Below are 14329 nucleotides of genomic sequence, written 5' to 3' on the forward strand. Positions count from 1 at the left end.
CATTAATCCCTACAATAATTTATAATTTATTACTTCCCATAATATTATAACCGCAATCTACATAATGGATTTCACCGGTAACACCTTTAGATAATTCACTAAATAAATATACTGCTGCTCCTCCTACATCTTCTTGGGTAGTATTACGTTTTAACGGTGCGGTTGCAGCGTGAGATTTAAGCATAGTACTAAAATCACCTATTGCACTAGATGCTAAAGTTTTGATAGGTCCTGCCGAAATAGCATTTACCCTAATATTATTTTCTCCCATATCGTTTGCTAGATATTTTATACTAGCCTCAAGTGCAGCTTTGGCTACTCCCATAACGTTATAATTAGGTATAACTTTTTCAGCGCCGTAGTAAGTTAATGTCACAATGCTTCCGCCGTCATGCATTAAGGCTTCTGCGGACCTTGAGAGTTCTAAAAGAGAGTAACATGATATATGTAAAGAATTATGAAAATTTTCTAAGCTAGTATCAACATAACGTCCTTTTAATTCATTTTTATCGGCAAAAGCCATACCGTGAAGTAAGAAACCGAAGCTACCCCATTTCTCTTTTATATCATCAAATAAATTACTAATTGATTTTGGATTCGTAACATCAAGTTCGCTAACAAAATTACAACCTATTTCCTCAGCGAGTGGTTTAACTCGTTTTTCTAGTACTTCCGATTGATAAGTAAACCATAGCTCTGCTCCGTGTTTTTTAGCAAGCTGTGCAATCGCCCACGATATTGACATATTATTTGCAATACCTGTAATTAAGCCTTTTTTTCCTTGTAGTAATCCTGTAGTCATTTATTTACTCATTATATTAAAACTTGCTGAAATGATAGCATGATGTATTATTTTGTAAACAAATAATCGATAAAAATGTATAAACCTAAAATCATATGTTTACTGCTAGGGATATTAAGTGGTTTAGTTTTTGCTCCGACTTTCTTTATGCCGGCATTATTAACGTTATCTTACTTATGTTATATAGTTCAAAAATCCAAAAATTGGCAAGAAGCCACAAAACTTGGTTATTTATTCGGTTTTGGGCATTTTTTAAGTGGAATATATTGGATAAGTATCGGTGTTAGCGTTTATATTGCAGATTTTTGGTGGGCAATTCCTTTTGCGTTATTTGGACTACCTATAGTTTTAGCCTGCTTTATATCGGCAAGCTGCACGCTTAGTTTTTTTGCTAAAAATAATAAATATTACCAATTTATATTCTGTTTATGTTGGGTATTATTTGAGTGGGTACGTTCGTGGATTTTTACCGGTCTTCCTTGGAATTTGATTGGTTATGCTTTTTCGTTTTCAGATATTTTAATACAGCCTTTAAGTATAATAGGGATATATGGGCTTAGTTTTATAGTTATATATATTTCTACATCAGCTTATCCTTTATTTAGCAAGCAATTTACTCAGTTAAAAATATTACTAGCTAGTTCAGTCCTAGTATTAACCGTAATTGTCATTTACGGAGCAGTAAGGCTAAGTAATAACCATACAAATTTCACTGATATAAAAGTACGATTAGTGCAACCTTCAATACCTCAAACCGAAAAATGGAATGAAGAAGAATTTTGGCATAATTTAATGCTACATATTAATTTATCGGAAAATTTGGAACCTACCGATTTAATTATTTGGTCTGAGGCAGCATTAGTAGTAGTACCTGATGATATACCGCAAGTTAAATCAAAATTATTAAAAATGCTAAATTCTACAAATGCTATTTTGATAACAGGAGGAATTTCGGATAATAAAAAACAAGGTGATGAGTTTGAACTTTACTCAGCTATGTATGCTCTTGATAAAAATAATCATAGATTATTTGAATACCATAAATCACATTTAGTACCTTTTGGTGAGTATATGCCCCTTAAAAAGATACTACCGTTTAAAAAATTAACTCATGGTTTAATTGATTATAAAGAAGGACACGGAGGGCTTGTTTATCTTGAAAAATATAATCTTAAAATTAAACCTTTGATTTGTTATGAATCTATTTTTCCTGATTTTGTAAGGACGAATAATGAAATAGCCGATGTAATAATTAATATTACAAATGATGCATGGTATGGTAAATCAAGCGGTCCATATCAGCATTTTCATATTAGTAGAAGTAGAGCCGTAGAGAACGGTTTACCTATGATTAGAGTAGCGAATAACGGTATTTCAGCTATAGTAGATCCTTTTGGCAGAACAATAAAAAAACTAAATCTAAATGAAATAAATTATACTCAAGGTTTAATTCCTAAAAAACTAATCTCTCCCACTATATTCTCGCAATTCGGTAATTTTACTATTCTATTACTCATCGTTTTTATACTTTTAATTAATTATTTATTAGCCTTGATTCTTGATAACCAAAGGGTTTTAGCATTATTATATTAAATTTTTAATAAAGTTGCTTGATTAAATATAAAGTAATATATACTACATTTAAAGTTGAATAGACTTTATTAATAATTAAAACTTATTGTTAAAATGAATGATTCAATAAAACATCCGGACAAACTCGCAAGTGAACGTTTAAAAGAATGACGTCTTGCTGTAGGTATTAGCCAAAAAGAATTAGGGCAAGCTTTAGATATTAGTGCTCTCCAAGTTAAAAAATATGAAGAAGGTTTAAGTAATATACCTATAAGTAGGTTATATGTTTTTTGCAAAAGTTTTAAATACGCCTTTAAAATATTTCTTTAATAGTTCTGAAGAAGAAAAGTTAAAAGCTGACGATGAAAATACTCCTAATAATAAAATTGAATATCTATTCAAAGAAATAGAAAGTGATTTCTTAAATAATATTGCTGAAGAAGAAGGGCAATATGAACATGACGTCTCTTTTGATTATCAAAAATTATCGAGGACTATGGAAAGAGCACTTTTATCGTTAACCAGAGTATTTACTAGAGTACAAAATCCAAATATTAGAAAAATAATCATTGAACTTGTCAAATCAGTATCGATACCTTGTGAATAATATTTAAATTTTCATTGACTTAGCATTACCACAGTATTAATTTTTGTTAAGGTTTAGTAAATTCTGAACCGTCAACAATTATTAAATATATTGGAGAAAGTTTATGAGTAAAAGTAAGGCTATCGAAAATAACGGTATTAGTAATACCAATAGTCCAAACGGTAAATATATGGCTCCAAGACCGGAAGGAGTAAAACCTACCTGTGTAGTAATTACTTATTCTGTAAGCAAGGATATTAAGGCTGTTTGTGAAGTATTGAATGAGCGAGGTGCAAGTGTTCATTACATAATTGATAAGGATGGGACTCAAAAAGAATATCATAATGATTTAACAGATCAAGCTTTTTATGCGGGCAAGAGTAGTTGGAAAGGAGAAGTAGGTGTTAATAAGTTTGGTATTGGAGTCATGCTTATTAATGATGCAAAAAGTGATTTTCCTGAAGAGCAAATAGGGAAATTAAAAGAATTTCTTAAGGATGTAACAGAAAGATATCCAGATTTAGATTTAAAACATGATTTAGTCGGTCTTGGTGAAGTAACTGTAAACCGAGAAGGAAATGCTCATATAGCTCCTGGATCAAAATTTCCTTGGAAAGAATTAGCTGAAGCTGGTTTTGGTAGATATTTTGAGACTACGCAAGAGCAAAAGAGTGAATTATTATTAAGTATTGATAGTACTGGAGAAAAAGTTAATACTTTACAGGAAAATTTAAAAGAATATGGCTATGGAGTAGAACCCACAAGTATATTTGATCAATTTACTCAGCAAGCAGTTAGAGTATTTAATGATCGTTATGGTACAGGTTTACCAAACGAAGAGCCGCCTGTAAGTTGGACTGAAGCAGGTCAAGATGTTCTATCGCAATTACTAGGGCAAACGGTATTAGAACAAACAGAAAATGCATAGTTTAAGAAATGAATTCCTTTTTCATTTTGCAAGCCTTGCTGCATGGGTACTGAATCGTCATTAATAGGATGAATGGCTTGTTTAGGTCATTCCTGCGTGGATTGATTCTACCCCTGTCATCCCGCGACTTGATCGCGGGATTCAGTTTAAAATACTAAAAATTTAGTATTTTTAAATTACTTTTATGGATACCGTGGTCAAGCCACGGTATGACATCGAGTAGGTTTTTTGTAGCCGTGCAACAACTTTATGCCAATAATAACGTTTCGTAAAAGCGGTCATGAAATCGAAGTATAGGCTATCTCAAGTAATTCTTTTAGGCAATACTGTTTATTGGTTATTGACATAATCTTAAAATGGTGCTAAACATTAAAAAATTAAGAGGCTATCTGTAAATAAGTTTTAATGATCAATTAAAACTTATTTACAGATAGCCTCTAAGGTAGAGCTTTCTTGACTATTTAGCTTCTAGTCAAAGAAAGATAAGTTTTTTATCTTTACTTTATATTGCTACAGTTAAAAATATTTATGATATCTTTAAAGGTTAATAGTTTAATACAAAATTGGCATTGGCGTAGATAATTTTTTGCGTTTATGTGTTTGCTATATGCAAATTTAAATTTTGATTATTAAATTATAACTTATAACAGAATATTAAAATGTTTATCTCTAATATTTTTCAAAAATTTTTTTCTTTTCTTTTTGTTTTATTCATCACAGCTGCAGTTTATGCGGGTCAAAAAAAAGTAGCAGTCATTGTTCCAATTGAACATGCCGCAATGACTGAGATTATATCAGGAATTAAAGAGTCGCTAAAAGATATAGATGCAGAAATTATAGTTAAAAATGCTCATGCTGATTCTAATATTTTACTTGCCATTATAAAGCAAATAACAGATCAGGATATTGATGTAATAATTCCAATAGGCACGACAGCCAGCCAAACTGTTATTTCTCATATAACAAATAAACCGATTGTTTGTGCTGCTGCTATGATTAATAGTAAAAACCTACCTTTAGTTACCGGTGTTAACGATGAAATAAAAATCACTGACACCATTAGTAAATTACCTTTTTTACAGAATATCACTTTAATTTATAGCAGTGGCGAGAAAGTTATACCTGAAGTAGAAATGTTAAAATTATATGCTGGAAAAAACAATATTTCTCTGCACACGGTAATGATACAACATTTCAATGATATGCCTGTGGCTGTAAAAAATGCTCCTGAAAATACGCAGAGTTTTATAATTTTGAAAGATCATTTAATAGTCAGTGGGATTAATATTTTAAAGCAAGAAGCATTTAAACGCCGTATTCCGATAATTGCTTCCGATGAAGGTTCGGTAATTAGCGGGGCAACTATTGCGGTAGGAGTACAAGAGAAGCAAATAGGCGTAGAAGCAGGTTTAATGGCAAAAAAAATCTTACAAGGAATAGAACCGAAAGATATTCCATTTGGGGATATGAAAGACTTAACTTTATTTATTAACCTTAAATCATTGGTTAAACAAGATATTCTTACTAAAGAAAATTTATCCGTACTTCCTTTCACGCGTAAAGAACTTGAAGAGTAGTAACATGCACATTTTAGTTACTGCTCTTGAGCAATCCTTAATAATGCTGCCGCTTATTTTAGGGATGTATATAAGTTATCGGATTCTCAAAATTACCGATCTTACCGTAGACGGTACTTATGTACTTGGTGCGGTAGTGTTTGCCCGCAGCCTTTCATTTGGGTTATTTCCTGCATTAATATTTGCCGTAATAGCAGGCGGAATTATAGGCAGTATAGTTAGTTTTATGCAGAAGAATAACCGCATTAACGGGCTTATAGCCGGAATACTTGCAAGTTTTATGCTTTATTCGGTTAACTTACAAATTATGCAGCGTCCTAATATATCGGTTCTTGGTATGCCGACTCTATTATCTATATTAGATCTCGAAAATTGGTTAATACCTTTAGTAATAATCAATTGTCTTATTATATGTTCAGTTATAATGTTATTAAAAGGTAAGCTCGGTTTATTTCTTCGTGCTTTTGGTTTTAATAAAGATTTATTGATTAATTTAGGAAAACCTGCCGAGTTTTACCGTACTATCGGTCTTAGCATAAGTAATTGTTTGGCTGCCTTAACCGGTACTTTATCTGCACAAGTAAATGGTTTTGCCGATATTAATATGGGTTTCGGGGTGGCACTAGTCGGTATCGGTGCGATTGTTATAGGGCGTCATATTTTAATCCATGCTAATAATTTTAATGCGTTTAAAGAGATATTTTCTTGTTTGATAGGTATATTATTTTACTTTATTGCTCTGGGCGTTTTACTCCGAATTGGCATCGATCCCATAAATCTTAAGCTTATTTTAGGGATAGTATTGTTTATTTCGTTGAGTTCTGTAAAAAGAAAGGCTTTATGAAACCTTATTTATATGCAGAAAATATACAGTTCAAAGTTAAAGAAAGAACCGAACCTATAATTGCTGAAACTACTTTAAATATTGCTAAAGAAGAGTTTGTTGTAATATTGGGTCATAACGGTAGCGGTAAGTCTACTTTAGCTAAAATACTTGCCGGCTATTTAAAACCTACTAGCGGGAAAGTGTGTCTAGATCAAGTCAGAATCGATAAAATACCTAAAGGACAAAAAGCTTCTACATTAGTTACATTAACACAAAAAGCTGAAGAGAGGCTATTTACCGAGCTAACCCTTGCAGAAAATATCATTTTGTGGGAAAGTAGATTCTCTAGTAATGAACGGTTAACAAGTAGCGAGTTGTTAGAGCTTACAGGTTCGCCTAAACGCTTTTTGCCTTTACTTTCACAGCCATTAGGTAAATTTTCCGGCGGAGAAAAACAGATTATACTGCTGGCACTTAGCATAGCTCATCCACCTAAAATATTATTTCTAGACGAACATACAGCAAATTTAGATCCGAAAGCTTCTTTGGAAGTGATGAAAAAAACAGCACAGATTATAGAGAAACATAAGATAACTGCCGTTATGATCACGCATAATTTAGAAGATGCCGTAAATTACGGCAAAAGGCTTATAGTCTTAGATAGTGGTAAGGTAGTACTAGACTACCTAAAACCACTGGGTTTTTCTTTAAAAGAACTTAAAGAGATTTTAAATTAGAATTGAATATCTGCACCTATCTGTCCGGCTAATTCAGTACCGAAAGAATATTTACAAATATAATCTATTAACTCTGCTCTTGTATCTTCATTAATACTAATCTCAATTAATGTATTAATAATGCCATCTTTATCTTCACCGTTTTTAAAACGTTGCATAACATCTTTTAATAATTTTTCGTGTGTATTTTTTGCAAACCCTTTTCATCCGGTAAATCATAATTATAATCATTAACATCCATGTCTTTATAATTGTTGGCTGATTTTGCCCCCAAGTATTTTTGTATGGTGTTAATTTTTAATTGCTCATTAATATGAGAATTATATTTTTTTAATGCATAAACTATCTTTTCTTTATCAACACCTATCTTTACAAGTTCTGCTATACTGTGATCAAATGGATTACGCAATAGAACACCTTGTCCTATATCAGCACCTTTAGATATTAACTTCTCAAGTAACCATTTATCTCTTGATGTTAGTGCGTGATTAAAAATTGACTCACCACACGCATTAATGTTAAGATTAACGTTATTATTTAAAAATAAGTCCAGTAACGTTTTATTTTGACCTGATTCATGCTTTAGTAGCAAATAGAAAAAAGGTGTGCCGCCATAATTGTCTACTGTATCAATTTCACTGCCGGGTTGTAATAAAATTTGAGTTATTTCGTGCTGTTTAGAATAAGTTGCATAATGTATAGATATACGTCCCTTTCCATCTTTAATATTAACATCCACATTTTTTTTAAGTAAAAAGTAAAAAGCTCCTTATGTCCTATTGTTGCCGCATATATGTATAGGTGAGTATAGATATTCATGCTCAACTTCAAAACTTGCCCCTTTATCTAATAAAATTTTAGCTATTTCTTTAGTGCTTGCATAAAATAATGCCGTATTTCCTTTCTCATCCTTAGCATTGACATCATGACCTTGCTCAATTAATTCTTGAACAATATTTGCCTTTCCGGCTGAGGCTGCTATACTAAGTGGTGTACAGTTGTCTTCAGCTTCAATTAAGGTGTCATATATTTCAGGGTCTGGTGCACGTACATTGTTCTTTCCTGCTATTTCTGTAGAAGTAGTGGTTGTTACTGGTGCCGGTGCTGCTACCGGAGCTATTACTGGATTATTATCGTTAATATTATAATTAAAAAGTTTTTCTATTAATTTCTCTCTTGTAACATCATCTATATCAGAATAAAATTCAGGATTCATAATTAATCCGTTGATAATTTTATTTTTATCATCCTCATTTTTAATATTTTTCTTCATCTCAGCAAGTTTTTGTTCTGCTTTGAATTCAGGCAGTGCTGAGCGTGCATTAGCGGAATCAGTTAGTATTTCTTTAATTTCTGGTTTAGATGCATAATCTATAGGTTTTTTTCCTTTAGCATCTAAACCATTAACATCGGCACCTTGTGAAAGTAAAAGTCTAACATTATTTACATTCCCTATACGTGCGAGCATTATACATAATATTTTGAATTTCTGCAAGCTAATAGTTAATTTTTTAACTATTTATTAGATTTTGGATAAAACCAAACGAGGAGTAAACAGATTAGAAGACCGATATTTAAGAGTAGGTTATACTCTGTCATAGAAATACCAAAGATTTTGATGGCGGGTTTCGTGCAGGACGTGATTGGCTGCGAGTAGAACATTTGTTTGATGTGTTGTATAGACAAGCCTTTTGGGATACGAATCATTGATGAACAAAGAGCACTTGGTTGTACTATGCCTCTTTCTACGAAGCTATGATAGGTTGATAATATGCAAGAGCTAAGGATAGTTAGGAGAATGAATATTAAAGTATACTTACTTAACTTTCGGATGATTAAAGCAGTTAAGCAAATTTTGATTAGGGTTAAATAGGGAAATCGTTCGTAAACGCATAAAGGGCAGGGTGTATAATGGAATATATATTCAGCAATATAAGCGGTAGCAAGTGCTATTATAGAAATTGCAATCAGTCCTAAATGTAGAACTTTATAGCTATCTTTTCTGATGTAATTTATAATAGTATTAAATGGCATGGTTTTTTTTGTTCTTAATGTCATTGCGAGCGACTGCCAGGAGCGTGGCAATCTCAGGAAGTTTGATGAGATTGCCACTTCGCTTCGCTCCTCGCAATGACAGCGTTTAATTTGATATTTTACAAATAAATAAATTTAGTATATTGTCACTGATTATTAATTAAAGTGCAAGAAAAATAAATGTCAGAAATTTGGGAAGATGCTATTAAGTCAAACGCGTGGCCTTTTGTTGAGGCTAAGAAGATATTAGACAGCTTAAACGGTAAAATTCCTGAGAAGGGGTATGTATTATTTGAAACGGGTTACGGTCCTTCAGGTTTACCTCATATCGGTACTTTTGGTGAAAATGCCCGTATGGTGATGGTACAGAAAGCATTTGAGCAATTATCCGATATTCCGACTAAACTAATTTGCTTTTCCGATGATATGGACGGGCTTCGTAAAGTACCTAGCAATATCCCAAATCCTGAAATGGTGGCACAGTATATGGATATGCCGCTTACTTCTATCCCTGATACATTCGGTGAATGTGAAAGTTATGGGCATTATATGAATGCAAAGCTTCGCTCATTCCTTGATAAATTCGGCTTTGAGTATGAATTTTATAGCAGTACTAACTGTTATAAAGCTGGTATGTTTGATGAGATGCTGATAATGGTGCTTGAGAAATATGACGAGATAATGGAGCTAATGCTACCGACTTTTAGAGAAGAGCGCAAGGCTACCTATTCACCTTGCATGCCTATATGTCCGAAAACAGGTAAGGTATTGCAAGTACCTATAGAGAAATGGGATGCTAAAGCAGGCACTGTAACGTATAAAGACGAAGCCGGTAATTATATAGAAGTACCGGTAACGGGAGGGCATTGCAAATTACAGTGGAAGCCGGATTTTGGTATGCGTTGGGCTGCGCTTAAAGTCGATTATGAGATGTACGGCAAAGACCATTTGGCAAATGCTCGTCTTTATTCGGAAATTTGCCGAATCCTAGGAGGAAAGCCGCCGGTGCAGTTATGTTATGAGTTATTCTTAGATGAAAACGGTGAGAAAATATCAAAATCAAAAGGTAATAGTATTAGCGTTGATGATTGGCTTAAATATGCTCCTGTTGAAAGTATGGCATTATTTATGTATCAAAATCCGACTAGAGCTAAGCGTTTGTTTTTTGATGTAATTCCTAAAAATGTTGATAAATATATTACTTTTAACCAGAAATATCATTTAGAAGAGAATAGGGCAAAGCGTTTTGCAAATCCCGTTTATCACATCCATCACGGAAATGTACCGCAAATTGAGACTTTTGGAATTACCTATTCGTTGCTTTTAAATCTTACTTCTGTGTGTAATCCTTCGGATAAATCGGTACTTTGGGGATTTATTAGCAAATATGAGCCAAAAGCAACTCCAAATACTAGCCCTTATCTTGACCATTTAGCAGAATTTGCTATAAGATATTATAATGACTTTATTAAAGCACATAAATCATATTTATCTCCTTCTGAAAAGCATAAGGTTATTTTGCAGGATATATTAGATATGTTATCTGATATAGCTGATCAAACCGAAGCTGAAGCAATTCAGAAAGCAATATATGATATAGGAATGAAAGCAGGATATGAAAATCTGCGTGATTACTTCAAAGATTTATATCAAATATTGCTTGGACAGAATGAAGGTCCAAGACTTGGGACTTTTATAAAGCTTTACGGGGTGCAGGAAATGAAAAAGCTGGTTGAAGGGCAGTTGTAGCCTATATATCATTCCCGCATGGGTATCTAAGCGTCATTGCGAACGAACGAAGTGAGTGTGGCAATCTCAGGAAGTTTGACGAGATTGCCACGTCGCTTCGCTCCTCGCAATGACGTTAAAATAAAAACTATTAACAAATGAATGAAATTTTTTGTAGTACGTTACCTATTTTTTTAATTACGCTGCTTGGTAGTATTATCAAAAATAAATGGTTAACTTCAGAAGAATTTTGGCGTGGTATTGAGAAGTTATCGTATTTTGTACTATTTCCTGCCATGCTGTTTAATTACGTATCTACTGCCGATTTAAGTGTTGCATCCATAAGTAAATTAGTAGCAGCTCTTATTATATCCACTATTCTTGTATCCAGCGGTCTTATAATTTACCAAAAAAAATACAACATAGATAAAGTCCAATTTACTTCCATTTTTCAAGGATCGATTCGTTATAATAGCTACATTTTTTTTGGGGTAAGTAGCCCCTTGCTTGGTCCTAGCGGGCTTTCAATCGTTGCCGTTATTTCTTCTTATATGATTATTTTTACCAATATTTTATCGGTAATGATTTTCGCTTATTATATCCCTAATAAATCTGTTACTAATACTATTAGAACTAGTTTTGTTTTAATGATGAAATTAATTGTGCGTAATCCGTTAATTATCGCAAGTTTAGTAGGATTCGTTTTTAATTACTCAAATCTTGAATTACATTTAGGGCTTAAGAAAACGTTAGATAGCCTTTCTAATGCCGCTTTAGCTATCGGTATGCTAAATGTTGGGGCAGGGCTTAATTTTACTATTAGACAAGAGCTTTTACATAATGTAATGCTTACAAGTTTTGTTAAATTAGTTGCATTTCCTCTAGTTAGTGTAGTAGTACTATGGTTAATGTCTATTGACGGATTAGATAGATCGGTAGGAATATTATATAGCTGCCTTCCATGTGCGAGTACGGCTTATGTTTTATCTCGTCAACTTGACGGTGATCCTGATTCTATGGCGTCGATTATAACATTTACTACTTTTTTCTCGGTAGTTACTATATCAATTATTATGTATATAATGGGGTGAATTTACCACGTCATTGCGAGCGACTGAAAGGAGCGTGGCAATCTCAGGAATGTTGCCTGAGATTGCTTCGTCGACGCCCATTGCGTCTGCTTGCAATGACGAAAAACCAAAACAAACAAATAAAACAGGAATTTCTAAAATGGATGAAATGAATAAAATAAATTATGCTGAGGCCCTTGAATATCATGAAAAAGATAAGCCTGGTAAGATCGCTATTTCTGCAATAAAGTCTTTAGTTACTCAGCAAGATTTATCACTTGCTTATTCCCCAGGGGTTGCGGCTCCTTGCCTTGAAATTGCTAAAAATTTAGAGGATGTATATAAATATACTGCTCGTGGTAATTTAGTTGCCGTAATCTCTAACGGTACTGCCGTACTTGGGCTTGGTAATTTAGGAGCTGCCGCTTCAAAACCGGTGATGGAAGGTAAAGCGGTGCTATTCAAAAAATTTGCTGATATTGATGCAATTGACTTGGAAGTGAATACGGAAGACCCTGAAGAATTTATTAATGCCGTGAAGTATCTCAGGTATAGTTTTGGGGGTATTAATCTTGAAGATATTAAAGCTCCGGAATGTTTTATTATAGAAGAAAAATTAAAATCTTTAATGGATATACCGGTCTTTCATGACGATCAGCATGGAACGGCGATTATTACCGCCGCAGGGCTAATAAATGCTGCGTATCTTACTAATCGCAAGCTTGAAGATTTAAAAATCGTAGTTAACGGAGCAGGTGCAGCAGCTATTGCTTGCATTGATTTATTAATTGCTCTTGGAGCCGATAAATCAAAGATTATTGTATGTGATACTAAAGGCGTTGTTTACAAAGAACGCCTAGAAGGTATGAATAAATGGAAAGAGCTATATGCAAGTGATACCAAGTTTAGAACTTTAGCGGAAAGCTTAAATAACGCTGATGTATTTATAGGGTTATCGGTAAAAGGGGCAGTAACTAAAGATATGGTGAGTAGAATGGCAAGTAATCCGATTATTTTTGCTATGGCTAACCCTGATCCGGAAATTACTCCGGAAGATATAAAACTTGTGCGCGATGATGCGATTGTAGCAACAGGGCGATCTGATTATAATAATCAGATTAATAATGTTATGGGATTTCCTTATATTTTTAGAGGAGCATTAGATGTAAGAGCTAAGACTATTAATACGGAAATGAAAATAGCTGCAGCAAAAGCCATTGCAGATTTAGCCCGTAGACCTGTACCGGAAGAGGTGTATAAAGCTTACTCAGGACGTAAGATGGTTTTTGGTAAGGAATATATCATTCCCGTACCGTTTGATCCTCGTTTAATTACCGTAGTAGCAGCGGCGGTTGCCGTTGCTGCAATAGAAAGCGGCGTTGCTAGGGTTAAAGATTTTAGTATAGGTAAATATAAGAAAGAATTAGGTAGCAGATTAAATCCTACTGCTAACTATATGAATTTCTTAGCTGAAAAAATTCATAATGCACCGCTTAAACGGATTGTTTTTGCTGAAGGTGAAGAAGAAGAAGTAATTTCTGCCGCTCTTATGATGCGAGACAAGAAATACGGTCATCCGATTATAATTGGTCGTGTTGAACGAATTGAGGCTACGTTAAAAAAGATAGGTCAAGATATTAGCTTAGACGGAATTCAAATAATGAATGCGGCCTTAAGCGATAGTTTAGAGAAATATACTGATTATTTATATAAAAGACTTCAGAGAAAAGGTTATTTATACCGTGATTGTGCAAAGCTTGTTAAAACTGATAAGAATATTTTCGCTGCTTGTATGTTAGCATGCGGTGACGGTGATGCTCTTTTAACCGGTGTTACGAAAAGTTATATCGATAGTTTAGAAGATATCATGAAAGTCATTTCACCAAAAACTAATCGTAGCATCCTTGGCTATTCAATTATGATTGCTAAAGATAATAATATTATTATTGCCGATAATTGTATTACAGAATATCCAAACAGCTGGGAACTTGCACAAATAGCAACCCAAACTGCAGAAATTGCTAAAAATATGGGAATCACTCCTCGTGTTGCACTTCTTTCTTTTTCAACATTCGGTAATTCTTCTAAGGCAAAAACAGCTCGTATTCGTGAAGCAGTAAATATACTAGATAATTTTAGCAAAGACAAAGAAGAGCTGAGCGGCATGAAGGTAGATTTTGAATATGACGGAGAGATGTCAGTTAAAGTGGCTTTAGATGGTGATTTACGTAAATTATATAAATTTTGTAGATTATCAGGATCTGCAAATGTATTAATTATGCCTGGTTTAAATTCAGCTGCTATTTCTACTGAGTTGTTACAAGCATTTTCGTCAAACAGCTTTATAGGTCCTATAACAAACGGTTTTGAAAAACCCGTTCAAATACTTCAAGCTACAGCAACAGCTAATGAAATACTAAAAATAGCAACTTTTGCTTGCGTTGAAGCTATAAAAGAGGTTTAATTACT

The 14329-nt window shown here is 33.5% G+C and carries 13 protein-coding genes and 2 pseudogenes; 10 read left to right on the forward strand and 5 right to left on the reverse strand.

Annotated elements, in window-relative coordinates; all coding sequences use genetic code 11:
- Window positions 1-19: 19 nt before the first annotated feature.
- The gene (fabI, locus tag MCC_RS03135; protein WP_012152695.1) at window positions 20-802 is read right to left on the reverse strand and encodes an enoyl-ACP reductase FabI; all 783 of its coding nucleotides are present in this window, start codon (window positions 800-802) and stop codon (window positions 20-22) included.
- Window positions 803-877: 75 nt separating this feature from the next.
- Between fabI and lnt the strand changes: the two genes are divergently transcribed.
- The 7 genes from lnt to MCC_RS03165 all read left to right on the forward strand — a co-directional run bounded on the left by lnt (window position 878) and on the right by MCC_RS03165 (window position 7028).
- Window positions 878-2395 carry an apolipoprotein N-acyltransferase gene (gene lnt, locus MCC_RS03140; protein ID WP_014408498.1) on the forward strand — a complete coding sequence of 506 codons (1518 nt, stop codon included), beginning with the start codon at window positions 878-880 and terminating at the stop codon, window positions 2393-2395.
- 198 nt (window positions 2396-2593) lie between these two features.
- A complete protein-coding gene (locus MCC_RS10205; protein ID WP_231288768.1) occupies window positions 2594-2704 on the forward strand; it encodes a hypothetical protein in 111 nt (36 codons plus the stop codon).
- Entirely contained in the window at window positions 2658-2981 is a 324-nt protein-coding gene (locus tag MCC_RS03145; RefSeq protein WP_014408499.1) for a hypothetical protein, read from the forward strand. The genes MCC_RS10205 and MCC_RS03145 overlap by 47 nt, the downstream gene beginning before the upstream one ends.
- 103 nt (window positions 2982-3084) lie before the next feature.
- Entirely contained in the window at window positions 3085-3888 is an 804-nt protein-coding gene (locus MCC_RS03150) for an N-acetylmuramoyl-L-alanine amidase (RefSeq protein ID WP_014408500.1), read from the forward strand.
- A 659-nt stretch (window positions 3889-4547) separates the two neighbouring features.
- Window positions 4548-5465, forward strand: coding sequence for an ABC transporter substrate binding protein (locus tag MCC_RS03155; RefSeq protein ID WP_014408501.1), 918 nt, complete (start codon window positions 4548-4550; stop codon window positions 5463-5465).
- 4 nt (window positions 5466-5469) lie between these two features.
- The gene (locus MCC_RS03160; protein WP_014408502.1) at window positions 5470-6309 is read left to right on the forward strand and encodes an ABC transporter permease; all 840 of its coding nucleotides are present in this window, start codon (window positions 5470-5472) and stop codon (window positions 6307-6309) included.
- Entirely contained in the window at window positions 6306-7028 is a 723-nt protein-coding gene (locus MCC_RS03165; RefSeq protein WP_014408503.1) for an ATP-binding cassette domain-containing protein, read from the forward strand. Before MCC_RS03160 ends, MCC_RS03165 begins: the two co-directional genes overlap by 4 nt.
- Window positions 7029-7072: 44 nt before the next feature.
- Here MCC_RS03165 and MCC_RS03170 read toward each other — a convergent pair.
- The 4 genes and pseudogenes from MCC_RS03170 to MCC_RS07835 all read right to left on the reverse strand — a co-directional run.
- Window positions 7073-7302 (reverse strand): annotated as a pseudogene (locus MCC_RS03170) (hypothetical protein); the annotation flags it as partial.
- A gap of 495 nt (window positions 7303-7797) precedes the next feature.
- Entirely contained in the window at window positions 7798-8097 is a 300-nt protein-coding gene (locus tag MCC_RS11115) for an ankyrin repeat domain-containing protein (RefSeq protein WP_331270636.1), read from the reverse strand.
- A gap of 339 nt (window positions 8098-8436) precedes the next feature.
- Window positions 8437-8496 (reverse strand): annotated as a pseudogene (locus MCC_RS11410) (hypothetical protein); the annotation flags it as partial.
- 47 nt (window positions 8497-8543) lie between these two features.
- Complete coding sequence (locus tag MCC_RS07835) at window positions 8544-9062, reverse strand: disulfide bond formation protein B (RefSeq protein ID WP_081498461.1); 519 nt, start codon at window positions 9060-9062, stop codon at window positions 8544-8546.
- 180 nt (window positions 9063-9242) lie between these two features.
- Here MCC_RS07835 and MCC_RS03185 point away from each other — a divergent pair, with 180 nt between their 5' ends.
- From MCC_RS03185 to MCC_RS03195, 3 genes are all read left to right on the forward strand, one after another.
- Window positions 9243-10811, forward strand: coding sequence for a lysine--tRNA ligase (locus MCC_RS03185; RefSeq protein ID WP_014408508.1), 1569 nt, complete (start codon window positions 9243-9245; stop codon window positions 10809-10811).
- A 137-nt stretch (window positions 10812-10948) separates the two neighbouring features.
- On the forward strand, window positions 10949-11881 hold the full coding sequence (locus tag MCC_RS03190) for an AEC family transporter (protein ID WP_014408509.1): 933 nt from the start codon (window positions 10949-10951) through the stop codon (window positions 11879-11881).
- Window positions 11882-12020: 139 nt separating this feature from the next.
- On the forward strand, window positions 12021-14324 hold the full coding sequence (locus MCC_RS03195; protein WP_014408510.1) for an NADP-dependent malic enzyme: 2304 nt from the start codon (window positions 12021-12023) through the stop codon (window positions 14322-14324).
- Window positions 14325-14329: the final 5 nt, after the last annotated feature.

The organism is Rickettsia rhipicephali str. 3-7-female6-CWPP (assembly GCF_000284075.1).
Classification (GTDB): Bacteria; Pseudomonadota; Alphaproteobacteria; order Rickettsiales; family Rickettsiaceae; genus Rickettsia; species Rickettsia rickettsii.

Bases quoted from the DNA above. Each gene is read 5' to 3' on its own strand.
- fabI (WP_012152695.1), bottom strand. From the start codon at position 802: ATGACTACAGGATTACTACAAGGAAAAAAAGGCTTAATTACAGGTATT.
- lnt (WP_014408498.1), top strand. From the start codon at position 878: ATGTATAAACCTAAAATCATATGTTTACTGCTAGGGATATTAAGTGGT.
- MCC_RS03145 (WP_014408499.1), top strand. From the start codon at position 2,658: ATGTTTTTTGCAAAAGTTTTAAATACGCCTTTAAAATATTTCTTTAAT.
- MCC_RS03150 (WP_014408500.1), top strand. From the start codon at position 3,085: ATGAGTAAAAGTAAGGCTATCGAAAATAACGGTATTAGTAATACCAAT.
- MCC_RS03155 (WP_014408501.1), top strand. From the start codon at position 4,548: ATGTTTATCTCTAATATTTTTCAAAAATTTTTTTCTTTTCTTTTTGTT.
- MCC_RS03160 (WP_014408502.1), top strand. From the start codon at position 5,470: ATGCACATTTTAGTTACTGCTCTTGAGCAATCCTTAATAATGCTGCCG.
- MCC_RS03165 (WP_014408503.1), top strand. From the start codon at position 6,306: ATGAAACCTTATTTATATGCAGAAAATATACAGTTCAAAGTTAAAGAA.
- MCC_RS07835 (WP_081498461.1), bottom strand. From the start codon at position 9,062: ATGCCATTTAATACTATTATAAATTACATCAGAAAAGATAGCTATAAA.
- MCC_RS03185 (WP_014408508.1), top strand. From the start codon at position 9,243: ATGTCAGAAATTTGGGAAGATGCTATTAAGTCAAACGCGTGGCCTTTT.
- MCC_RS03190 (WP_014408509.1), top strand. From the start codon at position 10,949: ATGAATGAAATTTTTTGTAGTACGTTACCTATTTTTTTAATTACGCTG.
- MCC_RS03195 (WP_014408510.1), top strand. From the start codon at position 12,021: ATGGATGAAATGAATAAAATAAATTATGCTGAGGCCCTTGAATATCAT.